The sequence below is a fragment of the Bradyrhizobium sp. 147 genome, assembly GCF_023073935.1.
GTDB lineage: Bacteria > Pseudomonadota > Alphaproteobacteria > Rhizobiales > Xanthobacteraceae > Bradyrhizobium.
Map to the genome: position 1 here is coordinate 25,455 of NZ_JADPKL010000049.1, position 22,734 is coordinate 48,188.

Annotated in this window: 17 protein-coding genes; 8 read left to right on the plus strand and 9 right to left on the minus strand. The window is 65.5% G+C overall.

The annotated features are described in order from the left end of the window. Positions 1 to 194 precede the first annotated feature (194 nt). On the minus strand, positions 195 to 1,319 hold the full coding sequence (locus tag IVA87_RS11495; RefSeq protein ID WP_247304003.1) for a lactonase family protein: 1,125 nt from the start codon (positions 1,317 to 1,319) through the stop codon (positions 195 to 197). A gap of 125 nt (positions 1,320 to 1,444) precedes the next feature. Beyond that, positions 1,445 to 1,582: a hypothetical protein gene (locus IVA87_RS11500; protein WP_247304006.1), complete on the minus strand. Its 138-nt coding sequence runs from the start codon at positions 1,580 to 1,582 to the stop codon at positions 1,445 to 1,447. Positions 1,583 to 1,704: 122 nt separating this feature from the next. Between IVA87_RS11500 and IVA87_RS11505 the strand changes: the two genes are divergently transcribed. Both IVA87_RS11505 and IVA87_RS35125 read left to right on the plus strand, forming a co-directional pair. Next, complete coding sequence (locus IVA87_RS11505; RefSeq protein ID WP_247304008.1) at positions 1,705 to 1,881, plus strand: hypothetical protein; 177 nt, start codon at positions 1,705 to 1,707, stop codon at positions 1,879 to 1,881. 86 nt (positions 1,882 to 1,967) lie between these two features. After that, the gene (locus IVA87_RS35125) at positions 1,968 to 2,090 is read left to right on the plus strand and encodes a hypothetical protein (protein WP_256466467.1); all 123 of its coding nucleotides are present in this window, start codon (positions 1,968 to 1,970) and stop codon (positions 2,088 to 2,090) included. A 270-nt stretch (positions 2,091 to 2,360) separates the two neighbouring features. On the opposite strand, the gene IVA87_RS11510 is transcribed toward IVA87_RS35125, so the two are convergent. Continuing rightward, the gene (locus tag IVA87_RS11510) at positions 2,361 to 5,024 is read right to left on the minus strand and encodes an EAL domain-containing protein (RefSeq protein ID WP_247304010.1); all 2,664 of its coding nucleotides are present in this window, start codon (positions 5,022 to 5,024) and stop codon (positions 2,361 to 2,363) included. Positions 5,025 to 5,249: 225 nt separating this feature from the next. Here IVA87_RS11510 and IVA87_RS11515 point away from each other — a divergent pair, with 225 nt between their 5' ends. The 4 genes from IVA87_RS11515 to IVA87_RS11530 all read left to right on the plus strand — a co-directional run bounded on the left by IVA87_RS11515 (position 5,250) and on the right by IVA87_RS11530 (position 8,863). Beyond that, positions 5,250 to 6,275 (plus strand): LysM peptidoglycan-binding domain-containing protein, encoded by a 1,026-nt coding sequence (locus IVA87_RS11515; RefSeq protein WP_247304012.1) that lies wholly within the window; start codon positions 5,250 to 5,252, stop codon positions 6,273 to 6,275. A 476-nt stretch (positions 6,276 to 6,751) separates the two neighbouring features. Further along, complete coding sequence (locus IVA87_RS11520) at positions 6,752 to 7,978, plus strand: Spy/CpxP family protein refolding chaperone (protein ID WP_247333598.1); 1,227 nt, start codon at positions 6,752 to 6,754, stop codon at positions 7,976 to 7,978. Positions 7,979 to 8,231: 253 nt separating this feature from the next. Further along, the gene (locus tag IVA87_RS11525) at positions 8,232 to 8,462 is read left to right on the plus strand and encodes an AbrB/MazE/SpoVT family DNA-binding domain-containing protein (RefSeq protein WP_247304016.1); all 231 of its coding nucleotides are present in this window, start codon (positions 8,232 to 8,234) and stop codon (positions 8,460 to 8,462) included. Then, a complete protein-coding gene (locus tag IVA87_RS11530) occupies positions 8,459 to 8,863 on the plus strand; it encodes a PIN domain-containing protein (RefSeq protein ID WP_247333599.1) in 405 nt (134 codons plus the stop codon). Before IVA87_RS11525 ends, IVA87_RS11530 begins: the two co-directional genes overlap by 4 nt. A 480-nt stretch (positions 8,864 to 9,343) precedes the next feature. Here the strand turns inward: IVA87_RS11530 and IVA87_RS11535 are convergent, their stop codons facing one another. Next, a complete protein-coding gene (locus tag IVA87_RS11535; protein ID WP_247304020.1) occupies positions 9,344 to 11,791 on the minus strand; it encodes an adenylate/guanylate cyclase domain-containing protein in 2,448 nt (815 codons plus the stop codon). 173 nt (positions 11,792 to 11,964) lie between these two features. Next, positions 11,965 to 14,013: an AsmA family protein gene (locus tag IVA87_RS11540; RefSeq protein WP_247304022.1), complete on the minus strand. Its 2,049-nt coding sequence runs from the start codon at positions 14,011 to 14,013 to the stop codon at positions 11,965 to 11,967. A 233-nt stretch (positions 14,014 to 14,246) separates the two neighbouring features. Between IVA87_RS11540 and IVA87_RS11545 the strand changes: the two genes are divergently transcribed. Then, positions 14,247 to 14,921 carry a Crp/Fnr family transcriptional regulator gene (locus IVA87_RS11545; RefSeq protein ID WP_247278655.1) on the plus strand — a complete coding sequence of 225 codons (675 nt, stop codon included), beginning with the start codon at positions 14,247 to 14,249 and terminating at the stop codon, positions 14,919 to 14,921. 28 nt (positions 14,922 to 14,949) lie between these two features. Here IVA87_RS11545 and IVA87_RS11550 read toward each other — a convergent pair whose 3' ends face one another. The 4 genes from IVA87_RS11550 to IVA87_RS11565 all read right to left on the minus strand — a co-directional run bounded on the left by IVA87_RS11550 (position 14,950) and on the right by IVA87_RS11565 (position 21,535). Then, the gene (locus IVA87_RS11550) at positions 14,950 to 18,108 is read right to left on the minus strand and encodes an efflux RND transporter permease subunit (protein ID WP_247304025.1); all 3,159 of its coding nucleotides are present in this window, start codon (positions 18,106 to 18,108) and stop codon (positions 14,950 to 14,952) included. After that, positions 18,108 to 19,037 carry an efflux RND transporter periplasmic adaptor subunit gene (locus IVA87_RS11555; RefSeq protein WP_247304027.1) on the minus strand — a complete coding sequence of 310 codons (930 nt, stop codon included), beginning with the start codon at positions 19,035 to 19,037 and terminating at the stop codon, positions 18,108 to 18,110. The genes IVA87_RS11550 and IVA87_RS11555 overlap by 1 nt, the downstream gene beginning before the upstream one ends. Positions 19,038 to 19,195: 158 nt before the next feature. Continuing rightward, positions 19,196 to 19,867 (minus strand): OmpA family protein, encoded by a 672-nt coding sequence (locus tag IVA87_RS11560; protein ID WP_247304029.1) that lies wholly within the window; start codon positions 19,865 to 19,867, stop codon positions 19,196 to 19,198. A 144-nt stretch (positions 19,868 to 20,011) separates the two neighbouring features. Beyond that, the gene (locus tag IVA87_RS11565) at positions 20,012 to 21,535 is read right to left on the minus strand and encodes a caspase family protein (protein ID WP_247333600.1); all 1,524 of its coding nucleotides are present in this window, start codon (positions 21,533 to 21,535) and stop codon (positions 20,012 to 20,014) included. 374 nt (positions 21,536 to 21,909) lie between these two features. On the opposite strand from IVA87_RS11565, the gene IVA87_RS11570 reads away from it, so the two are divergent. Further along, positions 21,910 to 22,716, plus strand: coding sequence for an N-acyl homoserine lactonase family protein (locus IVA87_RS11570; protein WP_247304033.1), 807 nt, complete (start codon positions 21,910 to 21,912; stop codon positions 22,714 to 22,716). Positions 22,717 to 22,734 lie beyond the last annotated feature (18 nt).

Genomic DNA, 22,734 nt, shown 5'->3' on the forward strand with positions numbered 1-22,734 from the left:
CGAAAATTCCACGGGGTTATAGCCCTTCAATCGATAGCAGATGGCAACGGGCTGGACTACGGCAGCGTTGTCCCACGGCGGGGTGCCACACCGGCGCGGGCCGCCGCGGCAAGTCCTGATTAGTCGCGGGATTGGAGATCAGGTTCGCTCCCGCCGAATGGGGCAGGTTGCGGCGCAGGCCGGCCGCGCCTCCTTCACGGCAGGCTCAGAAACTCCACCCAGTTCGGCTTCTTGCCGGTGGGATAGGATTTCAGCTTGGCGAGCGCGCCGCTGCTCTGGTCGATCGCATAGACCGTCATGCCGTCGGAGAGTTCGCCGACCGCGGCGAGATAGCGCCCCGAGGGATCGACGTTGAAGCCGCGCGGCTGCTTCTCGGTCGGCACGCTGCCGATCGTGGTCAGCTTGCCGCTTGTTGCATCGACCTTGTAGGCGGTGAGCGTGTTCGTGGTGCGCTCTGAGGCGTAGAGGAAGCGCCCGTCCGAGGTGATGTGGATGTCGGCCGCCCAAGGCTTTCCGTTGAAGCCCTCGGGCAGCGCGGTGGTGCGCTGGGTCTCGGTCCAGGCGCCGCTCTTGGCCTCATAACTGAACGCCGCGACGTCGCCGTTCAGCTCGTGAACGAGATAGACGAACTTGCCGTTGGGGTAGAACACGAAGTGCCGCGGCCCCGATTTTTCCGGCACCTTGTGGGCCGGTGGATCGCTCGGCGTCAGCGTGCCGGTCGTGGCGTCGAACGCAAAGCTCAGCACCTGGTCGGAGCCGAGATTGGTTGCGAACACGAAGCGGTTGTCAGGCGAGGGCAGGAAGGCATGGGCGTTCAGCCCGGTCGGGATTATCTGCTTCGGCTCGCCGGCGACGCCGTTTGCGCCAAGCGGATTGAGCGCGACCTTGTTGCCGCCATAGGAGGCGCTGAACAGGAATTTGCCGCTGCGATCGACGGCGATATGGGCCATGCTGTCGGCGAGCGGCCCGTTGCCGATATGGCTGAGCTGGCCCGTCTTGGGATCGATCGCGAAGCTCACCGCAAGGTATGGCTGCGAGCGGATTCCGGCGATCAGCACGCGCTTGTCAGGCGTGATCGCGAGCGGCGTCGAGGAGCCCGACTTTTCGATGCCGGTAAAAGCTGCCGTCTGCACCGGTGTCATCTCGCCGCTCTCGGCCATCTTGAACACGCTGATGTCGTTGCTGTCGGCGTTGCCGACATAGGCGAAGGTTTCGGCCATGCCGGCACGGACTCCAGGAATGAGGGCGAGAAAAGCCAGGGTGGTGGCGATCGCAGCGCGCGGCAGGCGCGGCGCGATACGTCGGGTCGGTCTCAACATGGTCTCCTCCTCAAAGCCGGTGCGGCATTGTCGTTTTGCCGTCGAGGATAGCGGGAGGCGGGCCGTCGCACCAAATTCCAGTTGGGATTGATCGATGCCGAAATTGTATCGGTGGCTCAGGATGGCTACCGCACCGCCGCCGTCACGCTGCGGGAGGGCAAATGCGGGCCGGGCGGGCGATTAGGCGGCCCGAGCACGGTCCATACGGTGACCGCAAGCAGCCCGCAGGTCAGGATGGTCCAGGCGATCAGTCGTGTCCGCATCAGCCCTAATCCGCCGGTCGAAATCGCGATGCCCCGGGGCAACGATCGTGCACCGCAAACCGCGGCGATCCTATGACCTCGTTCACAGGCGAACCAATGCCGTCCCAGCGCATTGAAGCATCATGCCCCGTGAAAACGATCTCGAAGGCGAGCCCGATATGGGCGGCAAGCATGGCGGTCAGAAAGGCCAGCCCAAGCCGCCGTCGCGTCCGCTTGAGGGCGAGCGCGACGAGGACGTCGTGGCAAAGCGCCACACCGGTCAAACCGGTCGCAGCTCCCCGCCGACCAAACAAAAATAGCGCCGCATTCGCACCGGGAACGGCAGCCTCGCCTTGCCGTTATCCCGATCCCGCGAGCGGAGGAGATCGAAACGGAGGGCTGGCACGTGTTTTGGATCTATTGGGACACCGCCTGGTCGCTGATCATCAGCGGCATCATGTTCGCCACCATCGTCGCCCACCCCGACGCCGAGATCGCCGAAGTCCATGCCGCAAAAGGCCTGATGTGAGCTTTCGTCCCTCCGGGACGTCATCCTGCATGCTGCGCGAAAAAGCGCGATGAGATCGGGATGTGATCGTCACCGCGCGTCCTTTCGTGTTCGAGCATGATCCTTACACCGGCGCGCACTCGCTTTCGGATCACGCTTCGTCATTCTCGCTCCCTGACCGAGTCGAGCTTCAAGTCAATCGCGTTCGATCGCATTCAGCCGCATCACGATCGTTCGATGCCAATGACCCCACGGACATCGCGGATGGAGCGGCGCGTAATGAGCGCGCCGCTAAGCCGCCGCGGCCTGCGCCGACAACAGCTGCTTCAGTTTCGCCGCCGGCACGGCCGGGCTGAACAGCCAGCCCTGCATCTGGCTGCATCCGAGCTGTCGCAGCACCTCGCGCTGGGCCTCGGTCTCGACGCCTTCGGCGGTCGTCGCCATGTGCCGCGCGGCGGCCATGTGCACCACCGCCTGCACGATCGGGGAGGAATCATCGGGCTCGCCGATGTCGCTGATGAAGCTGCGATCGATCTTGATCTTGTCGAACGGGAAGCGGTGCAGATAGCTCAGTGACGAATAGCCGGTGCCGAAATCGTCGAGCGCGATGCGCACGCCGAGCTCGCGCAGCTGCTGGAGGATCGTCAGCGCCTCCTCGTCGTCGCGGATCAGCACCGTCTCGGTGATCTCAAGCTCGAGCCGCCCCGGCGCCAGCCCCGATTCCGCGAGCGCCGCGGCGACCTTGAGCGCCAGCGTCCGCGATCGGAACTGCACCGGCGAGACATTCACGGCGATGTGGATCTGGCCGGGCCAGCTCGCGGCCTCGGTACAGGCCTGCTTCAGCACCCATTCGCCGATCTCGCTGATCAGGCCGGTGTCTTCGGCGACCGGGATGAAGTCCGCGGGCGAAACCATGCCGCGCTCGGGATGGCGCCAGCGCAGCAGCGCCTCGCAGCCGGTGACGACATTGGCCGCGAGGTCGACCAACGGCTGGTAGTGCACCTCGAACTCGCCGCGCGCCAGCGCCTGGCGCAGATCGAGCTCGAGCTGCCGGCGCTGCCGCGCCTTGGCGTCGTATTCGGGCGAGAAGATGCGAAAGGTGCGGCGCCCTTCCGACTTCGCGGCATACATCGCAAGATCTGCGCGCTTGAGCAGGTCGTCGATATTGTCGCCGTGATCGGGCGCGATCGCGATGCCGATGCTGGCATCGGTCGGGATCTCCTGGCCCTTGCAATTGACGGGTGCTCGCAGCGCATTCAAGATCGTCTCCGCCAACGCGGCCAACTGAGCCTGATCGTTGGTGCCGGCCTTGATGATCGCGAATTCGTCGCCGCCGAGCCGTGCGACCATGTCGTTGCCGCCGGCGCAGGCGCGCAGGCGGCTTGCGACCTTGCGCAGCAGCTCGTCGCCGACCTCATGTCCGAGCGAATCGTTGACGCCCTTGAACTCGTCGACGTCGATATAGAGGATCGCGAACGGCTTGCCTTGGCCGAGTTCGGCGACGCGGCGCTCCAGATGGCCGCGCATCAGCACGCGGTTGGGCAAGTCGGTCAGCGCGTCGTAATGCGCCATATGCGCAATGCGCTCGTCGGCGCGGATGCGCTCGGTGACGTCGTCATGGGTCGCGAGCCAGCCGCCGGCCGCGCCCGGCTGGTTCTTGATCTCGATCAGGCGGCCGTCGGCGGTCTCGACGATGGCGCTCTGGGTGCGCCCGATATGGCTCAGGATATCGTCGCAATAGGACTCAACGTCGCCGTGGAACGAGCCGGTGTGGTGGCGATGCCGGATCACGTCGCGGAAATGGACGCCTGGCTTCACCACGTCGGCGGACAGCGCGTACATCTCGATATAACGCCGGTTGCAGACGATCAGCCGCTCGTCCTGATCGAACATCAACAGGCCCTGCGTCATGGTGTTCATCGCGGTGTCGAGTCGTTGCTTCTCCAGCGAGAGCCGGTGCGTCACCTGGCGGAAGATCAGATAGAGCGTCAGCACGAGCAGCCCGATCGACAGCACGGCCACCGCGACGAAGAACTTCGTCTGCGTGCGCCAGGTGGCCAGCGTTGCATCCAGCGACTTGGTCGCGACCACGACCAGCGGCTCACCGGTGAGGAGGCGCGCGGCGACGATGCGGTCCTTGCCGTCGATCGGGCTTGCGAGTTGGGTGGTGACGAAGGTGCGCTCGAACACCGCCATCTGCTCGGGCGTGCCCTTGCGGAAGTTCTGCCCGATCATGTCATCGACATGCGGGATGCGTGCGAGCAGCTGGCCGTTCTGGTGGTGCATCGCAATCGAGGATTCCTCGCCGAGCCCGGTCGAGGCGAAGAAGGATTCGAGCTGCTCCGGCGCGATCGCGCGCGAGACCAGCCCAAGGAATTCGCCGTGCGGGCCGGAGACGCGCCGCGCGAACACGATCGCCGGTCCGTTGCCGAGCCGGCCCCGTACGATCTCGATCTCTTCCTGCGCGGCCGGATCGTTCTTGAGGCGATTGAAATAGCCGCGGTCGGCCACCGAGATCGCGGCAACCGGCCAGCGCCGCGACGAATTGATCAGCACACCCTCGGAATCGAACACATTGGCGCCGGCGACGTCAGACCAGCCGCTGGCCTTTGCGCGCAGCACCTCGTGCAGGGCGAGCGTGCCCATCTCGCTGCGGAAGACGTCAGCGGATTCGATGCCATGACTTTCGAGCTCGGCGATGATGCTCTTCTGGAGCACCGCAAAGTCCTCGAACTCACGGTCGAAATGCCGGGCGAGCAGGCGGACGGAGTTTTGCAGGCTCTCGCGGCCGCTCTCGATCGCATTCTGCCGGAAGCGGTCGACGGTGAGCGCGGTGCCGACGGCGGTCGCGGCCATCAGCACGAAGCCGCCGACGATCAGCCATGTCAGCGGTGCCCCGCGCCAACGGCGCAGCAACGCGCGCATCCGCGCGGTCCATCCAATCGATGTGCCCATCCAGCCCTCCCGTGGGACGCAAGATGCAGCAAAACCGCCAAGACCCCGTTACCAGCGAGGGTTAGGAAAGGATGAATTGGAGCGCGCGAGCCGGCGCCGGTTCATCCGGGCGCGCCTGAGCGGAGGCTTGTCATCCCAATGATCGTCTTGCTGCCGCAGCCAAATCGGCGCAATTTGCCGCGTCCGCTGATTTGCGGCCCAGGTTCTGACCAAGGTTCGTTTCCGATGATCACCGCATCCAAGGCCTTCATTGCATTCTGTCTGCTCGCGGTGGGCGGTACCGCGCTGGTGATCGGCCCCACCGACCTGCGCCGCGTGCTGCTGACGGGCGAGGCGAAAACCGAAGCCGCCGCCAAGCCGGAGGCAAAGGTCGAACCCAGACCGGAACTCAAGCCGGAAGAGCCGAAGCTTGCCGCCAGCGCGCCGGCCGCAACCGCCTCGCCCGAGCCGAAGGCGGGCGCGTTGGCCGAGACGCAGAAACAGGTCGCGGCGCTGGCCGATCTCGCGCCGGTCAAGCCGCCGGCGGCTGCGACCGATGCGGGCCCCCGTTTCGACGTTGCGCGGATCGACGATCATGGCGAAGCCGCGGTGATCGCCGGCCGGGCCACGCCGGGTGCGAAGGTCGAGCTCTTGCGCGACGGCAAGCCGCTCGATTCGGTCGTGGCCGATGCGTCGGGGCAGTTCGTGATGACCCCGCCGCAGCTTCCGGCCGGTTCCTATGAGCTGACCCTGCGGGCGAAATCGACCGACGGGACCGTCACGCAATCCGCCCGCTCCATGCCGGTGACGATCGCCGAAGCCGCGCCGCCGCCCGCGCGCCCGGTACCGGCCGCGCGGCAGGAAGCGAAACAAGAAGCGAAACAAGCGCCGAACCAGGCCGAGAAACCCGACGACAAGCCTGATGTCGTGGCCTCCTTGCCCTCGGCGTCGCCGCGCCTGGCCTCGGCACCCGACGGGCCCGCGGCTCGGCCCAGATTGACTGGCGCGCCGAAGCCGAAGGTTATGGCCCGGGCGCCGGCAGCGACTGCAGTGGCATCGGCTTCGCCGGCGGACGCGCTCAATGGTGCACCGGCGGAAGCGGGTGGCAGCCGCGTGATCTCCCGCGGCGACAGCCTGTGGGCGCTCAGCCGGCTCGCCTATGGTGACGGCGCCCGCTACGCCGTGATCTTCAACGCCAACCGCAACAAGATCCATAATCCCAATTTGATCTATCCCGGCCAGACCGTCGTGATGCCGCCAAAGGCGCAGTGAGGCGGTTCTTCTTCTTTCTCTCTTCTCTGCGGCCATCCTTCGAGACGCCCGCCTCAGGCGGGTCCTCAGGATGAGGAGATGAGCGCGGCAGCAGTTTCAACGGGCACCGATGCTGCCTAGCCTCGTCCTTCGAGACCACCGCTCCGCAGTCCCTCAGGATGAGGCGAATTGGCGTCGGAGCTGTTGAAATGCTGCCGCACATTCCGCCCTCATCCTGAGGAGCCCGCTAAAGCGGGCGTCTCGAAGGATGTGCCGCGAGGAGAGTCCCGGTTCCCGTAAGCGATTGCTTGCTTCTTACCGGGAGAGGTAAGCAGCCACCCGCGACGCTTTGCCCTTTGCCGCTCCGGAACAATCGGTTCCCCCAGGCGTCATTGTGACGCGACGCAATGCGCGCTTGGCGCTGGGAGGAGGCCGAGGTGGTCGGGTCAGCTTTCGTGTCCAGACGCATGGGACTGGCGTTGGCGGGCGCTGCCCTCATGTGTGTGGCAGTGCTGCTGCCTGACAAGGCCGAGGCCCAGTTCGGATTGCGCGGCGGTCCGCTCGGCGTTGCACGGTTTGCCGTCGGCCACATGATCGGCATGTCGCGCTTGCGCCATGCCCGCATGGCGGTGCGCGGTGGCCGATACCGTTCGGCCGCGCTGAGGTCGCAGGATCCCCGCGGCGCCGAGCGCGGCCAGCCTGCCAACCCTTACGTCCTGCGTGCGGCGCTCACGGCGCAGGCCGCGCTGTCGGGCTGGCAGGGCGGTCGCCGTCAGCAGGGATGGTGGCGCCATCCCGACGGCAGCTATGGCTGGGTCGGTCCGGTGTTCTGGCCGTTCGCGCATGATGATCTCACCACCGCGATCATCTTCGGCGACACCACCAGCCTCTCGCTCTATGGCTATGGCGACATCTATGCGGCGATCTTCGCGCCCTACGTCGCCACCGAGCTTGCTGCCTACGTCGCGCCGCAAGGCCGGGGCGCGCGGCGAATTCCGTCCGCGGAGACTCTTTGCGAAGCCAGCGACGCCGGCAGCCTCCCCGTCGAGCGGATCACTGCCGCCGTGGCGCCGAACGAATTGCAGCGCACCGCGCTCGACGAGCTCGCATCCGCCTGGAACGCCGCGCGCGACACCATCCGTACCGCCTGCCCGACGCAGGCCCCGGCCACGGCCGCCGAGCGCCTCGGCCTGATGCGCGAGCGGCTCCAGGCCATGATCAAGGCCATTGACGCGGTCGCGCCGCCGCTTTCGAAGTTCGTCAGTCTCCTCAATGACGACCAGAAGACAAGACTCAATGCGCTCGCCAATGAGCGTCGCGCCGCGCTAGCGGCGGCTCTGCCCAAGGACGCGCCGGCGGCCGCCGCCTGCAAGCCGGACTATGATCCTCGCTATGACGAAAAGGCGCAGCGCCAATACGAGCAGCTCGTGCAGCAGCAATGGCCCGTTGCCGAGATTGCTTCCGCGCTCAAGCTCGACGAGGTCGCCCGCGCCCGCCTTGACGTGCTCCAGGACACCACTCTGCGCACCATGGAGACACTGAGCGCCTGCCCGGCGGAGGCCGCCGCGACACCGCAGGCCCGCCTCGCCGCCGTGAAGGCGCGGCTGGAGACAATGCTGCAAGCGGTCGGCGGCGTCAGCGATGCACTCGACGATTTCGAGGCGGATCTGAGCGACGAGCAGAAGGCCGGCTTCGAGGCGATCGGGCCGAAGCGGGGGGCGTGAGCGCCCAGCTCCAAGTATCTGCAACGCAAATGTCGGCGATGCTGCGCACCACAGACAATCCATGCCCGTCTTCGAAGGCCTGCCGTCCTGCAGATCCTGCGATGAGCCCTGTGCTCCTGCCGCGGCACTCGGATGTTCTTCCTTAGGCGACGAAGGACGCCGGACGCATCGATAAGTCGGCTGCTGGGCCTCTCGAAACTGGATGATATCCAGGCCGTGATATACAACAATTTTTGTATATCATGAGGGTTCCATGCTCGTTTGCAAGTGGGGAAATAGCCTGGCCGTTCGCCTGCCCAAGGCACTCGTTGAGGCTCTGAAGCTTTCACCAGGCGACGAACTCAATGTGGTGGCAGCCTCGAAGGGCCAGCTCGCAGTGGAGAAGATCGACAAGCGGGCGGAATTTCTCAGGCAGGCGGAGCAGTTCCAGTTTGCGCTGCCCGAAGGCTACAAGTTCGTCCGCGACGAGGCGAACGAGAGGTGAGCGCCTTCTTCGATAGCAACATCCTGATCTACGCCTACTCGACCGACGCCCGGCGCCAGCGGGCGCTGACTACGATCGCCGGCGGTGGCGCCATCAGCGCGCAGGTGCTGAACGAGTTCACCAACGTGTTCCGCAAGAAGCAGAAGCAGGGCTGGCTCGTGATCGAGGCAGCTGTGCAATCCCTCCGCTTTCGTTTCCCCGACATCGTGCCGCTGACATCAGACACGCACGCTGCGGCGCTTGCGCTTGCCCGCGATCACAGCCTTGCGTTCTATGATGCTCTGATCGTTGCCGCGGCAATCGAGGCCAGCTGTGACACGCTCTACAGTGAAGACCTGCAACATGGCTGCAGCATCCGCGGGCTCACCATCGTCAATCCGTTTCTTGGGGACACGCCGTGAACGCTCGCGCCAGCACGGCCTCGCGGATTTCTGGGTCATCGGGCGCTCCGCCGTCATACCGCACGACGATGTCAGCGCCATGCACGCGATAATCCTCCGGCAGAAGAAGCGTGAAGCCGTGCATCAGCGGATAGCCGCTGACCGGATCGAGCGGCCATTGTTCGCTCGTGATGCCCGGCGGCAGCCAATAGACCCAGCCGTGATCGCGCGCACGTCGGCGGGACGGTCCAGCATCTGCAAATCATACGCACGCGTAGGCAAGGCAAACGCCACGATCGTCTCCATCCGATTCTGACCTCGCCGTTGAGGCGATGGTCAGTCGCGAGGAGGCGGGATGTGGTTCGTGGGGATGCTGCCATCCTCCCAGTGTTTTGCCTGACGTGTCAAACCACGCCACCACCGGCGCGAGGCCCTCGTAAGTCATTGATCTTGCAGCCCCCGCCTACTGTGCATGGGGTTGTTTTCGCACTTTTGTTTTGGCTACCCTCGCCGCCGCACCGCGGCCGCATCCACCACGTTCTCCACCTCCTCGCGCCAGGACAAGATCTCCATCGCGAGCACGGGGTGATTGAAGCCCTTGAGATGGAGATCGTCGAGGGCGCGGGCTTCGACCCAGGGTTCGACCATGCCGTAGACGCGGCGGCTCACCACGATCTGGTTGGGCTTGGCCTCGCCGCAGAGGCGGGAGGCGAGGTTGGTGACGCTGCCGATCGCGGCATATTCCAGCCGCTGCTCGAAGCCGACCTGGCCGAGCGTGGCATAGCCGAGCGCAATGCCGATGCCGAAGCCGAGGCTATGGCCGCGGTTGCGCCAGCGCTCGGTCAGCGGGCCGATCGTGTCGCGCATCTCCACCGCCATCTTCACGGCGCGCTTGGTGTGGTCCTCGAATTGAATCGGGGCGTTGAACAGGATCATCACGCCGTCGCCGGCATATTTGTCGAGCGTGCCCTCATACTTGAAGATCAGCTTGCCGAGCGCGGCGTGATATTCGCGCAGCACGTTCATCGCCTCTTCCGGCTCGGTCGCTTCCGTGAACGCGGTGAAGCCGCGCAGATCGCAGAACACCACGGTCACCTCGCGGCGCTGGCTGGTGAGCAGCCCCTCGGGGCTGTCCGAGGAGGCGATCAGCTGCGCGACCTGCGGCGCCAGGAAACGCTCGAGCTTGCGGATGCGCTCGATCTCGCCGAGCTGGGTCTTGACGCGCTCCTCCAGCGACTTGTTCCAGTCCTTGAGCTGCTCGGTCTGCTCGCGCAGCTTGTCAGCCTGGGCGCGCACGGTCTCGTTCGCCGCCTCCAGCGCGCGGCTCTTGTGGTCGACCTCGGTGAACAGCCGCGCATTGCGCATCGCCAGCACCGCCTGGTTTGCAAAGGTGCGCATCAGGCCGATGATGCTGGGGGCGAAATCGCCGCTGGCACGGCGCAGCACCACCAGCGAACCGAGCGTGCCCTGCTGATCGACCAGCGGCACCACCAGCACCGAATGGAAGCCGGCATTGACGGCGACGTCGCGCAACGGCTGCTCGAAGGCATGTTCGAGATCGGCCAGCGCGATCGGCTCGCCGCTCACCGCCGCATCGCTCAGGATGTTCTCGCCTTCCTCGATGGTGAGGTGGGCACCGTCGGCCGATTTGCCGATGCCATTGGCCTCGACCAGGCTGAAGCGGCGCTCATCCGCCTCATAGCCGTAGATCAGCACGGCATCGGCACGGGTGATCTCGATGGCGCGGGCGGCGATCGTCGGCAGCACGGCATCGAGATCGAGCGAGGAGGCGACCGCGCGGCCGACCTCTTCCAGCACCTTGAGCTCGTGAATCGACTGCGCGAGATCACGGGTGCGCTCCTCGACCTTGGTCTCCAGGTTCGAATAGGTCTCCTGAATCTGATCGGCCATGCGGTTGAACTGGCTTGCGAGGTCCTCCAGCTCGTCCGAGGTGCGCACATCGATGCGATGACTGAAATCTCCCTCGCCAAGCTTATGGGCGCCGTCGCGCAGCGCCGTGATCGGGATGATCATGCGGCGGGCGAGCAGCGTGCCGGCGAGGATCGCGACCATCAGGCCCATGCCGATCAGGAGCGCGATGCGCACGAGCTGGTCGCGGATCGGCATCAAGGCCTGCGTGGCCGGCTGCTCGAACAATACGCTCCAGCCGAGCTTCGGCAATGTGCTCGCGGCGCTCATCACCGCATGGCCGTTGAAGTCGGTGCCCGACGTGTCCGGCTCGCGGCCGGGCGCGATCGCGGCCGCGACCTGCGGCAGTTTTGACAGATCCTTGCCGACATCAGGCCCTCTAGGGGACGTCGCCAGCACGCGGCCGCGCGGGTCGACCACATAGGCAAAGGCGGCCTTGCCGACCTGGGCGTCGGACAGGAGCTCGGAGAGGAAGCTGAGATCGATCTCGGCGACAGTGACGCCGGCGTTGAAGCCGGAATGCGCCACCGAGATCGACATGTAAGGGGTCCGGTCGGCGAACCAGGCCGGCGCGTAGCTGACGCCGCGGGCGACGGTGTCGGTGAAGCGCATGTCGCGGGAGAGGTCGGCATTGCTCCCCGTCGTGGTCGACTGGCGCGAGACGCGCAGCACCTCGCGGCCCTCGCCGTTGAGCTGGAATAGCTGGCTGACGACCGAGACCTGGTGCAGGAGCGACGCGTAGTCGGCACGGCGCTTCTCGAGCGTATCCTGGCTCGCCCGCGTCACCCAGCTGATCTGGCGCTCGAGCTCCGAAATCGACTGCTCGACCCGCCGGGCGGCGCCTTGCGCCTTGTCCTCCAACCCGTCGATCAGCTGTGTCCTGGTGGCGCGATAGGAGATCCAGGTCTCCATGGCACCGTTGACGGCGAGCACGAACACGACGAGGCCGACGAGGGAGACAACGTATTTGGCGAACAGGCCCTCGCGTAAAAACCGTGTCTTGTCGTTCGCTCCTACCATCCCGATCCTCTCGCGCCGCCATTGACGCTGCGCGCTACGGGCCCTACCGGCGCTGGCAGCCTTCTACCACAATTCGGGCCAAGGATTGCCAAGGCGGCCGGCCGAGCCGCCGTTGTGGTTACCCGCTGCCGATGTAAGGGATCGCTGTGGAGCCCAGTGCGCGGGTCCGCCAATCACCGATTGAAGAGCTGCCGCAGCACGTCGTTCATTGGCTGACTGTCCTGCTGTACCATCGGCGGGTCCTCCAGGGCGGGGGCGGCAGGCGAGGCCTGTGGCGCCGACGTTGATGGCGTCGCCGGCAGGCTGCGGCTGCGGCCGGTGCCAGCTCCCGCGCCGCTGGAAAGCCCCTGCTGGATCAGATTGCCGATGGCTTCGCCCAGGGGACCGCCGAGCGGATTGTTCTGTCCCGGCTGCGAACCTTGTGGATTGGCATTGCCGCTCGCGCTGCCGCCGCCCGGTGCGGTGGTGCCGCCCAACCCCAGGCCGCCCAGGATATTGCCAAGCCCGGCGCCATCGGGGCCGAACAGGCCCTTGCCCATCTCGCGCAGCTTGGCATAGGCGGCATCCGGATTGTCGAGCACGCCGGCCATGTCGGGATAGATCCGCGGCTGCGACCAGGTGCCCTGGATCATCACGGGGATGCCGAAGCCGACCGGGTCGGAGGTACGGCCCTGACCCTCGGTCGTCATCACGAGCTTGGGCTCGACGCGGAAGCCCATCATCTTGGTGTCGAGGGCGATGGTGCCGGCGCCGGTGACGCGCACCAGCGGCCCGGTCAGATTGAGATCGGTCGTCACCGCCTGGCCCTTGTCGATGCGGAAGGAGGCCGAGAGCTGCGACAGGTCCGTGCTCTGCTCCTGGCTGGGGTCCTGATTTTCCTGCCAGCCGGACAGCGTGCCCATGGTGAGCGAGCGGATCATCTGTGCGACGTTGATGCCGCGGATCGCGCCGTCCTGGAAATTCACGAAGGCCGTGCCCTGCATGTTCGCCATCAGCGCGCGCTGGCTGGTGCCGGCGCTGCGCAAAGCGAGCTTGGCCTGCAGCTTGCCGTCGATTCGGTCGAATTCGGCAAGGCCCTGGAGCAATGGCCGCGCGCGGACGCCGACGAGATCGGAATGCATGGCGAAACTCGGTGCGCCGGTGGTCGCATCCAGGATGATCTCGCCCGAGACCTGACCGCCATAGGCGCCGAGATTGGCGGTGCTGGCCTTCAGCACGCCGCCGGCGAGTTTTGCATCGAGCGCGAGCGGCGAGAGGTGCGCATCGCCGATCACGGCCTCGTTCGCCGAGATCCTCACTTGCGCGTCGACATAGTTGAGCCCGGAGACGTCGATCGGCGCATTGCTCCAAGGCTGCCCGGCCGCGCCCTCCGGCGATTTTGCCAGCGGAATCGCGAGCCGCTGGAAGTCGAGATCGACCTTGACCAGCGGCTTGCTCGCGATATCGACCGAAGCCCAGCCGTTGAAGGGGCTGTCGCCGAGCCTGCCGTTCAGGCCGTTGATCATCACGATGTCGCCGCTCAGCCGGATCTCGGCGTGACCTGCGAGCTGGGACTTCAGCACGTCGGGCATGTCGATGGCGAAGTCGACCGGGATCGTCGGCCGGTCGCCGGTCGCCGCCGGCGTGGTCCCCTTGATGTCGAACTTGGTTGGATGTTCGCCGACGCGCGCGGCGCCGGTGATGTTGACTTTGCGATCGCCACCAACGACCGCCTCGGCGTTGATGGCGCTGATGCGGCCCTCGACGCGATCGCGCACGCGCGCGAATGCAATCTCGCCGTCGGTGATCTTGACGCGGTCGATGGTCGCGCCATTCGTGTCGAGCGCGAGCGGCTTCGACGCGGTGCCGGCATTCGGCAGGCGCTCACGCAGGAGCGGCTGGTAAAGCACGGGATGGATCACGACGAACTCGCTGATCTCAGGCCGGCCCGACCACACGCTGGAGAGCGACATGTCGGCCTGCAGGCTAGCGATCGTCAGGCGCGTGATGCCGCTGCGGTCCTTCGGGTCTTGCAGCGTGAGGTCGCTCAGAGTGACGTTCAGCGTCGGCCACAGGCTGATCTTCGTGGTGCCGTCGATCGACAGGCGATAGCCGGTCGCGCTCTCGACCCGCGAGGCAATCGTCGAGGTCAGGAAGCCGGAGGGGATTCCGACCACCAGAAGGATTGCAATCACGATGATGACGGCGGCCATTGCCGCGCCGACGAACTTCATAGCTCTCATGTCGACTTCCCAGCGACGGACGATCGGCGGCGAACCCGGCAGATTACCGTCATTTGCACGTGAGTTTATCCCGGGACGGGAAGCGGCTCCAAGCACGCAAAAATAATCGGGAGGTGCTGCAAAGTTATGTGACTTATGCCACACTTCTCCGGCGCGGTTTTACGCGATCCTAGGCTGATGGTTCCAAGCGATTTGCCAAGGACATTCACGAGTAAATTGACAAGGACATTGAAATGAGCAAGCAGGCCGAATTTGCGGTCATCCTGAAGATGAACGCGATGTTCGCTGACCTCGGCGCGGACGAGCTCCAGCGGCTGTCCGGTCTCTGCCACACCCAGCATCTGGCGAGCGGCGAGGTGCTATTTCAGAAGGGCGATCCAGGAGACGCGCTGTTCGGCGTGCGCCGCGGCCAGGTCCGCATCGAGACCGGCGCCTCCGACGGCAGCCGGCTGACGCTGAACTTCATGGGGCCAGGCGACCTGTTCGGTGAGGTCGCGGTGCTGGACGGCCAGAGCCGCACAGCCGATGCGACCGCGGGCGAGGCGAGCGAATTGTTCGTGCTGCGGCGCGAGGATTTCCTCGGTTTCCTCGAGCGCGAGCCGAAGGTCGCGATCAAGATCATCGCGCTGCTCTGCCAGCGCATCCGCTGGCAGAGCGAGCGCATGGAGGAATCCATGCTGCAACCGCTGCCGGTCCGGCTGGCGCGGCGGCTCTGCGCGCTCGCCGCCGATTTCGGCTCGGAGGTGCACATCTCGCAGGAGCAGCTCGGCGTCTTCGTCGGCGCCGCCCGTGAAAGTGTCAACCGCCAGCTTCAGGCCTGGCGCAAGGAGGCAATCCTCGATCTCCAGCGCGGCCGGATATTGCTGAGGAACATGACGAAGCTGACCGCGATCGCACGGAACGAGTAGAACTTACGAGCGCGCCTTGTCCCGACAGCTACTCCGCCGCTGGGCGCGCGAGGTTCTTCGGCGCTGGCGCGGTTTCCGCCGCTTCCGCCGGCGCTGCTCCGTGATGACCGGCGACCACCGCGTCCTCGCTGTGCACGATCAACCGCTTGGCGAAGCGCCAGATCAGGGCGCCGAAATCGTCCATCACCATGAACATCGCAGGCACGAACACCAGCGACAGGATGGTCGAGAAGATCAGGCCGCCGATCACCGCGAGCGCCATCGGTGAGCGGAACTCGCCGCCGGCACCGACCGCGAGCGCGCTCGGCATCATGCCCGCGGCCATCGCGATCGTGGTCATCACGATGGGGCGGGCGCGCTTCATGCCGGCGTCGATCATGGCCTCCTCGCGCGGCTTGCCGGCGCGAATGGCTTCGATGGCGAACTCCACCAGCATGATCGCGTTCTTGGTGACGATACCCATCAGCATCAGGATGCCGATCCACACCGGCGTGGTGAGCTGCTTGCCGGTGACGAGCAAGGCGGCGATCGCGCCGCCGATCGAGAGCGGCAGCGAGAACAGGATGGTGATCGGCTGGAGGAAAGTGCCGAACAGCAGCACCAGCACGGCGTAGACCATCATCAGGCCGGCCGTGATCGCGGTCGCAAAACCGTCGGACAGCTCGTTCAGGCTCTCGGCGTCGCCGGAGGGTGAGACTTTCACGCCTTTCGGCAGACTCTTCATCACCGGCAGGTCGTAGATCTTCTTGGTGGCATCGCCGAGCGCGGCGGAGCCGACAAGGTCGGCCGCAACGGTCGCCTGCCGCTCGCGGTCGTAGCGATTGATGCTGGTGGGGCCCTGGTCGAGCTTGACGTCGGCGATGACCGAGAGCGGCACGCCGCCCTTCTCGCCGTGCTCCCCGAGCGGGACACGGAGCTGCTCGAGCGTCTTCAGATTGCCGCGCGCGGCGTCTTCGAGCTGCACACGGATCGGCACCAGGCGATCGCCGACGTCGAACTTGGCGAGTGCAGGCCCGACGTCGCCGATGGTGGCGACGCGGATGGTCTGCGACAGGCTTTCGGTCGAGACGCCGAGCCGCGCGGCGAGATCGGCGCGCGGCTCGATGCGCAGCTCGGGTCGCTCCAGCGAGGTCTCCGAGATCACGTTGGCGATGGTAGGAATGCGCTTCATCTGCGTCGCAAGCTCGCTCGCGACGTTGTTGACGATGTTGGGATCGACACCGGTCACCACCAGCGAGATCGCGCGCAGGCCGTTCTCGTCCAGGAACCAGAAGCGGATGTCGGGAACGTTCTCCAGCTCCTGGCTGATCGAGAACTCGAGCTCGCGCTGGGTAATGTCGCGGCTGTCCTTGGGCGTGTAGTTGATGATCAGGGCGGCGCGCCGGACTTCCTGAGTGCCCGGCGGGACGCGCCCACCGTCGACGAAGATGCTCTTCACCTCGGGCCGCTTGCGCAGCCGCGCGACGATGTCCTCGGTGACCTTTTCGGTGTAGGCGAGCTGAGTGCCAGGCGGCAGCTCGAGGGCAAGCAGCGAGCGGGCGCTGTCCTGCGCCGGCAGAAAGCCCTGCGGCAGCAGCGTGATGCTCCAGATCGAGGCGGCGAAGACGCCGAGCCCGATCAGCACCGTGATAAAATAGTGCTTCACCGACCAGGCCACGATCCCATGATAGGACCGCAAGATGCGGCCGGGCGGCGGCTCCACATGCGTGTGGTGCTTGAGAAAGTAGGCGGCTAGCACCGGGGTGACGAAGCGGGCCGCCAGCAGCGAGAAGAATACTTGCACCGAAACGGTGATGCCGAACTGCTTGAAGAACTGTCCCGCGATGCCCGACATGAAGCTCGCGGGTGCGAAGATCGCGATGATGGTCAGCGAGATCGCGATCACCGCGAGGCCGATCTCGTCGGCGGCCTCGAGCGCGGCACGGTAGGGCGACTTGCCCATGTTCATGTGCCGGACGATATTCTCGATCTCGACGATGGCGTCGTCGACCAGAATACCCGTCGACAGCGTGATGGCGAGAAAGCTGACGAGGTTCAGCGAGAAGCCGAGCAGGTCCATCGCCCAGAACGCCGGGAAGATCGACAACGGCAGCGAAATCGCGGCGATGATGGTCGCGCGCAGGTCGCGCAGGAACAGGAGCACAATGACAACGGCGAGGATGGCGCCTTCGAACAGGGTCGAGATCGCCGCGTGGTAATTGCCCTTGGTATATTCGACCGAAGTGTCGATCAGCTTCAGATCGACGTCGGGATAGGAGGCCTTCAGCGCGTCGATGCGCTTTTGCACGGCCTCGGCTACCTTCACATCGCTGGCGCCCTTGGAGCGCTTGATGCCGAGCGCGACCACCGGCTCGCCGTTGAAGCGGGCGAAGGTGCGACGGTCGGCAATGGTGTCGGTGACGGTGCCAAGATCGTCGAGCCGGACCTCGCCGCCGCCGAACAGCGGGATCATTGTGCCGGCAAGATCGCCCAGCGTCTTGGCGCCGGCGAGCGTGCGGATGGCCTGGTCGTTCTTGCCGATCTCGGCGCGGCCGCCGGCGACGTCGACATTGGTGCCGCGCAGGCTCTGGCTGACATTGACCGCGGTCAGGCCCATCGCCTGCAATCGATCGGGGTCGAGCGAAACCAGGATCTCGCGCTCGACGCCGCCGATGCGCTCGACCTGGGCGACGCCGCGCACACCCTGCAGCGCGCGCTTGACCACGTCGTCGACGAAATAGGAGAGCTGCTCGGGCGTCTTGCCGGGCGAGATCGCGGCATAGGTGACGATCGGCAGGCCGATGACGTCGACGCGCTGGATCAGCGGCTCAGTGACGTTCTGCGGCAGGTTGGAGCGCACACGCGTCACCGCGTCTTTGACGTCGTTGAGCGCGCGGTCCGTGTTGGTCTCCAGCGCGAACTGGATCGTGGTGACCGACAGGCCGTCGGTGATCGAGGAGGTGATGTGCCGCACGCCCTCGACGCCGGACACGGCGTCTTCAACCGTCTTGGTGACCTGGGATTCCAGCTCGGCCGGCGCAGCGCCGAATTGCGATACCGCGACCGAGATCACGGGAATGTCGGCCGACGGCAGCCGCGTCACCGCAAGTTTGGTGAAGGAGGTCCAGCCGAGGATCAGGAGGATGATCGAGAAGACGACCGACGGCAACGGATTGCGGATCGACCATGCCGAGATATTGAGAGCCATCAGCGTACCCGCGTGCGATCGAGTTCATCGGCGAACATGGTTTTGATCTGGTCGCCGTCATGGAGCGAAGAGCCGGCGTCGGCGACGACGATTTCGCCGACCTCGAGCCCTTCCAGGATTTCCGTCGCGCTGTCGGACGACAGTCCGACCCGCACCTTTCGCGTCTCGACAATGTTGCCCTTGACGACTTGCACGGTGAGATGGTCGATCGCGGTCTTGGGGATCGAGACGCCGCAGCTTCGCTTGGCATCGATCGAGGCGCGGGCGAATACGCCGACCTTCAGCGAGGGATTGTTAGTGACGCTGATGCGCACGCGCCCGAGCTGGGTCGCGCGGTCGATTTCGGGCGCAACCAGCCGGACCCGGCCGATCAGATCGGGCGCGTCGTCGCGGCTGATGCGCACGGTCGCACCGGAGCTGAGCTTGGGCATGTGAACCGCCGGGACCTGGGCGTCGAGCTCGATTTCGCTGTTGACGGCGATGCGGAACATCGGGCCGGCCTGCGGCGAGGCCGGCGCGCCGACGATGGTGCGGACCTCGGTGATGAGGCCCGGCGCAGGCGCCTTCAGCGAGATCGGGCCTTGCGGGCCGGGCCGCTGCGGTTGGCCCGGCATCTGCGGCGGCGCGGTCAGGCGCGCCAGTTCCTGATTGTCGGTGACAACAGTGCCTTCGGTGACGAAGAGGTCCGTAACCCGCGAGCCTTCCTGGTCGGCCACGACCACGGCCTCGCGGCGCGGCACGAAGAAGCCGGTCACCCGCACGAGGTCGGAGAAGCAGGCATTGGTCGATTTCGTCACGATGACGAGCGCCTCGCCCGGCGTTTCCTTTGCCTCAGGGCGATGCCGATGCTCAAACAGATAATAGCCGAGGCCGAGCGCCACGACGAACACCACCGTTCCCGCCGGCTTGAGATATTCGGAAAGGTTCATCGCCGGATCATCCTGGCCTGGCTCACGGCCGTCCGTACGAGGCCTATCGAGAGCGTTTCCCTGAAATGAAGCGGCGTCCCGCAGGGCTGCGGGACGCGCTCTGGAAGCGAGACGTTACACCACATCACGACTTATCACTGCAAAGGATTGCGTCGTGCTTACTTGGATGCGGTGGTCTTGTTTTCCATGTTGACGACCTGCACGCGGCGGTTGACCTCCGCCATCGGCTGGCTCGGATCCTTCAGCTTGCTCTTCCCGTAGCCGACTGTGACGAGGTCGGTCGCGGAGATGCCGTACTTGTCGACGAGGTAGCGCTTGATCGAATCGGCGCGGCGTTCCGACAGGTCCTGGTTGTAGGCTTCGCCGCCTGCGGCATCGGTGTGCCCGGCGACCACGAAGGTCGAGCCCTTGAGGTCGGGGCTGGTCAGCGCCCGGCCGAGCGCCTGCACGGACGGCATCGACTTGGCACTGATATTGGCGGAGTTGTAGTCGAACGTGATCTCGAGATCGATGTTCGGCTTGTCCTTGGCGACCGAGGCGATTTCCTCGCGCTCGCTCGACGACAGCGAGCGCGTCGAGCGGCCACGCATGGACTGGATCAGCTTGGTCTCCGCCGCGTTCGGCGCGGGATCGGCCTGCGGAGCGATCGAGAGGCCGCGCGTCAAAGGCTTCTTTGCCGGCGGCGCGAGCGCGCGGACGATCTCGTCCTCGGTGACGTTCTTGCTGTTGCTTTCGTCGCCCGCGACGGCGGGCGGAGCCGGCAGCGACAGAGCGGCGCCGATGGTGATGATCGACAGGATCGCGGTAAGTCCCTTTGCAGCCAATCTCATAGCAGTCCCTCCTGCGCAGCCAGCTCGCGCGTTTCCAAATTCCTGCAATAAGCCCTCGGGAAAGCCCCCTTGCGGCATCCGCCCATTAGTCTTTCTTGGGCTGTTCAAGGTTCGAGGCGTGTCTTCCCTCAACTCAAAAAAATATCAACGCACTCCGTAACTTGCGAATTCCTGAACGATGTTCGGATCCATCGCCTTGGCATTGGCGATGTCGAGCGCACCTTCCTGGGCGGAGCCGTTGCGCTGCTTGGCAAGCCCGCGTCCGTAGAGCGAGGAGGTCAGGCGGGGATTGATCTTCAGGGCCGCGTCGAAATCGGCGATGGCGTTCTTGACCGCTCCCGATTTCAGGTTGACGAGCCCGCGGCTGTCCAACGCATCGACGAAGTTCGGCCGCAGCCGCAGCGCCTCGTTGCAATCCTTGAGTGCGCCCTGAAGGTCGCCGACCACGGTGCGGGTCCAGCAGCGGTTGTTCAGCGCCTCGACGTCCTTCGCGTTGATGCGGAGCGTATCGTCGAAATCCTTGATGGCGAGGTTGTAGGCGCCCTTGCTGGCATAGACCTGGCCGCGCCGGTACAGCGCGTTCACGTCGTCCGGATTGGTGGCAATCTTGGCTGTGAGGCTCTTGATCGTGGGGTCGTCAGCCAGGACGGCGGGGCTCGGCCCGCCGTCCGCGTTCGGCGCGGGAGCGGGATCAGCCGGCTTCGCGGGCGGCGGCGGTGGCGGCAGGGCGGCCTCGACCTGCGGCTTCGGCGAGGGTGCCGGTGCAGGAGGAGGGGGTGGCGCCGGCGACGCAACCGTGTCGGCCGGCTTCGTCGGCGGAGGCGGTGTCGGCGGCCCGGGTGGTGCCGGCGGCGGGTTGTTGGCGACCACGGCCGGCGGCGCCGGTGGTGGCGTCGTCGACGGCCGCGATCCGCCGGCCCCCGGAATGAACGAGAAATCTTCAGCCAATGAAGAGGATATCCATGGTACCTGCTCGCCGCGCGAGGCGCGGGTAACGCCCATCTTGGTGCGGTTCAGCGTCTCCTCGGCCATCAGGTCGGGAACGCGAATTTCCTTCAGCAGCTCCTGGACGAACAGGCTGTGCTCGCCGCCGGCATCCGAGACCACCGAGGCCAGCGCCGCCGAATACATCACCAGGGTGCCATTCGGCGCGATGACCGGGGTCAGGCCGGCCGAGAAGCTGCGGAACCGGCGCTCGAACGGGTTGCGCCTGGAGGCATCGATCAGCGCGATCTTGACGCCGGCACCGCGGGTGTTGAGCTCGCCAAGCACGCTCTCCAGGCTGAAACCGTCGCGGCGCACGTCGGATTCGGTCCAGATCTGCGCATCGACCGGCAGCAAGTAGCTCTGACGCGCGGACTGGATGCCGAACCCGCTGAAGAACACCAGCGCCACCGAACCCGGCTTGATCTTGCCGTAGAGCTTGTCGAAGGCGCGGCGCATGCCGTCGCCGGTCAGGTTCTCGCCGATCTCGACGGAAAAGCCGTCGCGCTTGAGCTCGTCGGCGACGTCGCGCGCATCATTGATCGGTTCCTTCAACGGGGCATCCGCATCCGGATATTTGGCGTTGCCGATCACCAGCGCAAAGCGGTCGCCAGCCGCAAGCGTCGGAGCAGTCGGGATAAGCGAGATGAGCAGGGGCAGCAGAAAAAGGAAGCGATTTTTCATAATCAGCGCGGTCCAGCCAAAAAGGCGCCGTTCCAGCTTGCGCCGCGGCGACCTTAACTTACGCTCTAGGCATTATCAAACCGGGGACGGGGGGCGTCAACCGCTTGGACATTCGGCTTTATCGCGACGATCGACCGCAAGGCATGGGCACGCTGCGAGTGGAATAAAGGGGGCTGTCATGGTTGTGCTCGATGCATCTGGCGCGATCCTGTCTGCGGGATGTTAGGACAGCCAGGGCGACGAAAATGTGATTGCTCTCACATTGCAGGACTGCGGCCGTTGCAACCCCAGGTGTTTGACCTTTGCTGCGGACAATGGCTTGGTGCGCCGGCTCGTCCCGCAGGTCCACTCAGAAAAAAACAAAGAGCACAGGCATGGGAAACGTCCACGAGATCTACGCACTGCGCTATGCGACGATGTCGCCGCGCACTCCTCACATGAACTTCCTCGTGCCCGACCCGCATGACAGCGCGGCACAGGACCTCGATTACTTCGTCTGGCTGATCCGCGGCAGCGGTCGCGACATCCTGGTCGATACCGGCTTCAACGCCGAGGAGGCGAGCGCCCGGGCACGCAAGCTGACGCTCAATCCTGTTGACGCGCTGGAGCGCTTTGGTGTCGCCGCGGCCGCGATTCGCGATGTCATCGTGACGCATCTGCATTACGACCATGCCGGCAATCTCGATCGCTTCCCGCATGCGCGCTTCCATCTCCAGGAGCGCGAGATGGCTTACGCGACCGGCCGCTGCATGTGCAATGGCCTCTTGCGCCATCCGTTCTCGGTCGAGCACGTCACGCAGATGGTACGCCATGTCTATGGCGAGCGAGTTACGTTTTATTCGGGCGACGGCGAGGTCGCGCCCGGCGTGACCGTGCATCGGGTCGGCGGCCATTCCGACGGCTTGCAGGTCGTCAGGGTCGAGACCGCGCGCGGACCGGTGGTGCTGGCGTCCGATGCCGCGCATTACTACGCCAATCTTCAGCGCAAGAGCCCATTCCCGATCGTCTACAATGTCGGCGACATGGCGCAAGGCTGGGAGACGATCGAGCGCCTCGCCGGTCACCCTGATCGATTCATTCCCGGTCATGATCCGATCGTGACGGAGATCTATCCGCGCGCCAGCGACAGGATCGATGCCTGGGCGCTGCACCTGCCGCCGACGCGATCGTTTGCGAAGTGACGCGGTAGCGTCATTCCG

What these genes read in the sequence shown, in the direction of transcription:
- IVA87_RS11540 (WP_247304022.1), bottom strand. Translation starts at nt 14,013, where the DNA reads ATGAGAGCTATGAAGTTCGTCGGCGCGGCAATGGCCGCCGTCATCATC.
- IVA87_RS11525 (WP_247304016.1), top strand. Translation starts at nt 8,232, where the DNA reads ATGCTCGTTTGCAAGTGGGGAAATAGCCTGGCCGTTCGCCTGCCCAAG.
- IVA87_RS11550 (WP_247304025.1), bottom strand. Translation starts at nt 18,108, where the DNA reads ATGGCTCTCAATATCTCGGCATGGTCGATCCGCAATCCGTTGCCGTCG.
- IVA87_RS11495 (WP_247304003.1), bottom strand. Translation starts at nt 1,319, where the DNA reads ATGTTGAGACCGACCCGACGTATCGCGCCGCGCCTGCCGCGCGCTGCG.
- IVA87_RS11510 (WP_247304010.1), bottom strand. Translation starts at nt 5,024, where the DNA reads ATGGGCACATCGATTGGATGGACCGCGCGGATGCGCGCGTTGCTGCGC.
- IVA87_RS11520 (WP_247333598.1), top strand. Translation starts at nt 6,752, where the DNA reads ATGTGTGTGGCAGTGCTGCTGCCTGACAAGGCCGAGGCCCAGTTCGGA.
- IVA87_RS11500 (WP_247304006.1), bottom strand. Translation starts at nt 1,582, where the DNA reads ATGCGGACACGACTGATCGCCTGGACCATCCTGACCTGCGGGCTGCTT.
- IVA87_RS11570 (WP_247304033.1), top strand. Translation starts at nt 21,910, where the DNA reads ATGGGAAACGTCCACGAGATCTACGCACTGCGCTATGCGACGATGTCG.
- IVA87_RS11505 (WP_247304008.1), top strand. Translation starts at nt 1,705, where the DNA reads ATGCCCCGTGAAAACGATCTCGAAGGCGAGCCCGATATGGGCGGCAAG.
- IVA87_RS11545 (WP_247278655.1), top strand. Translation starts at nt 14,247, where the DNA reads ATGAGCAAGCAGGCCGAATTTGCGGTCATCCTGAAGATGAACGCGATG.
- IVA87_RS11565 (WP_247333600.1), bottom strand. Translation starts at nt 21,535, where the DNA reads ATGAAAAATCGCTTCCTTTTTCTGCTGCCCCTGCTCATCTCGCTTATC.
- IVA87_RS11515 (WP_247304012.1), top strand. Translation starts at nt 5,250, where the DNA reads ATGATCACCGCATCCAAGGCCTTCATTGCATTCTGTCTGCTCGCGGTG.
- IVA87_RS11555 (WP_247304027.1), bottom strand. Translation starts at nt 19,037, where the DNA reads ATGAACCTTTCCGAATATCTCAAGCCGGCGGGAACGGTGGTGTTCGTC.
- IVA87_RS11535 (WP_247304020.1), bottom strand. Translation starts at nt 11,791, where the DNA reads ATGGTAGGAGCGAACGACAAGACACGGTTTTTACGCGAGGGCCTGTTC.
- IVA87_RS11560 (WP_247304029.1), bottom strand. Translation starts at nt 19,867, where the DNA reads ATGAGATTGGCTGCAAAGGGACTTACCGCGATCCTGTCGATCATCACC.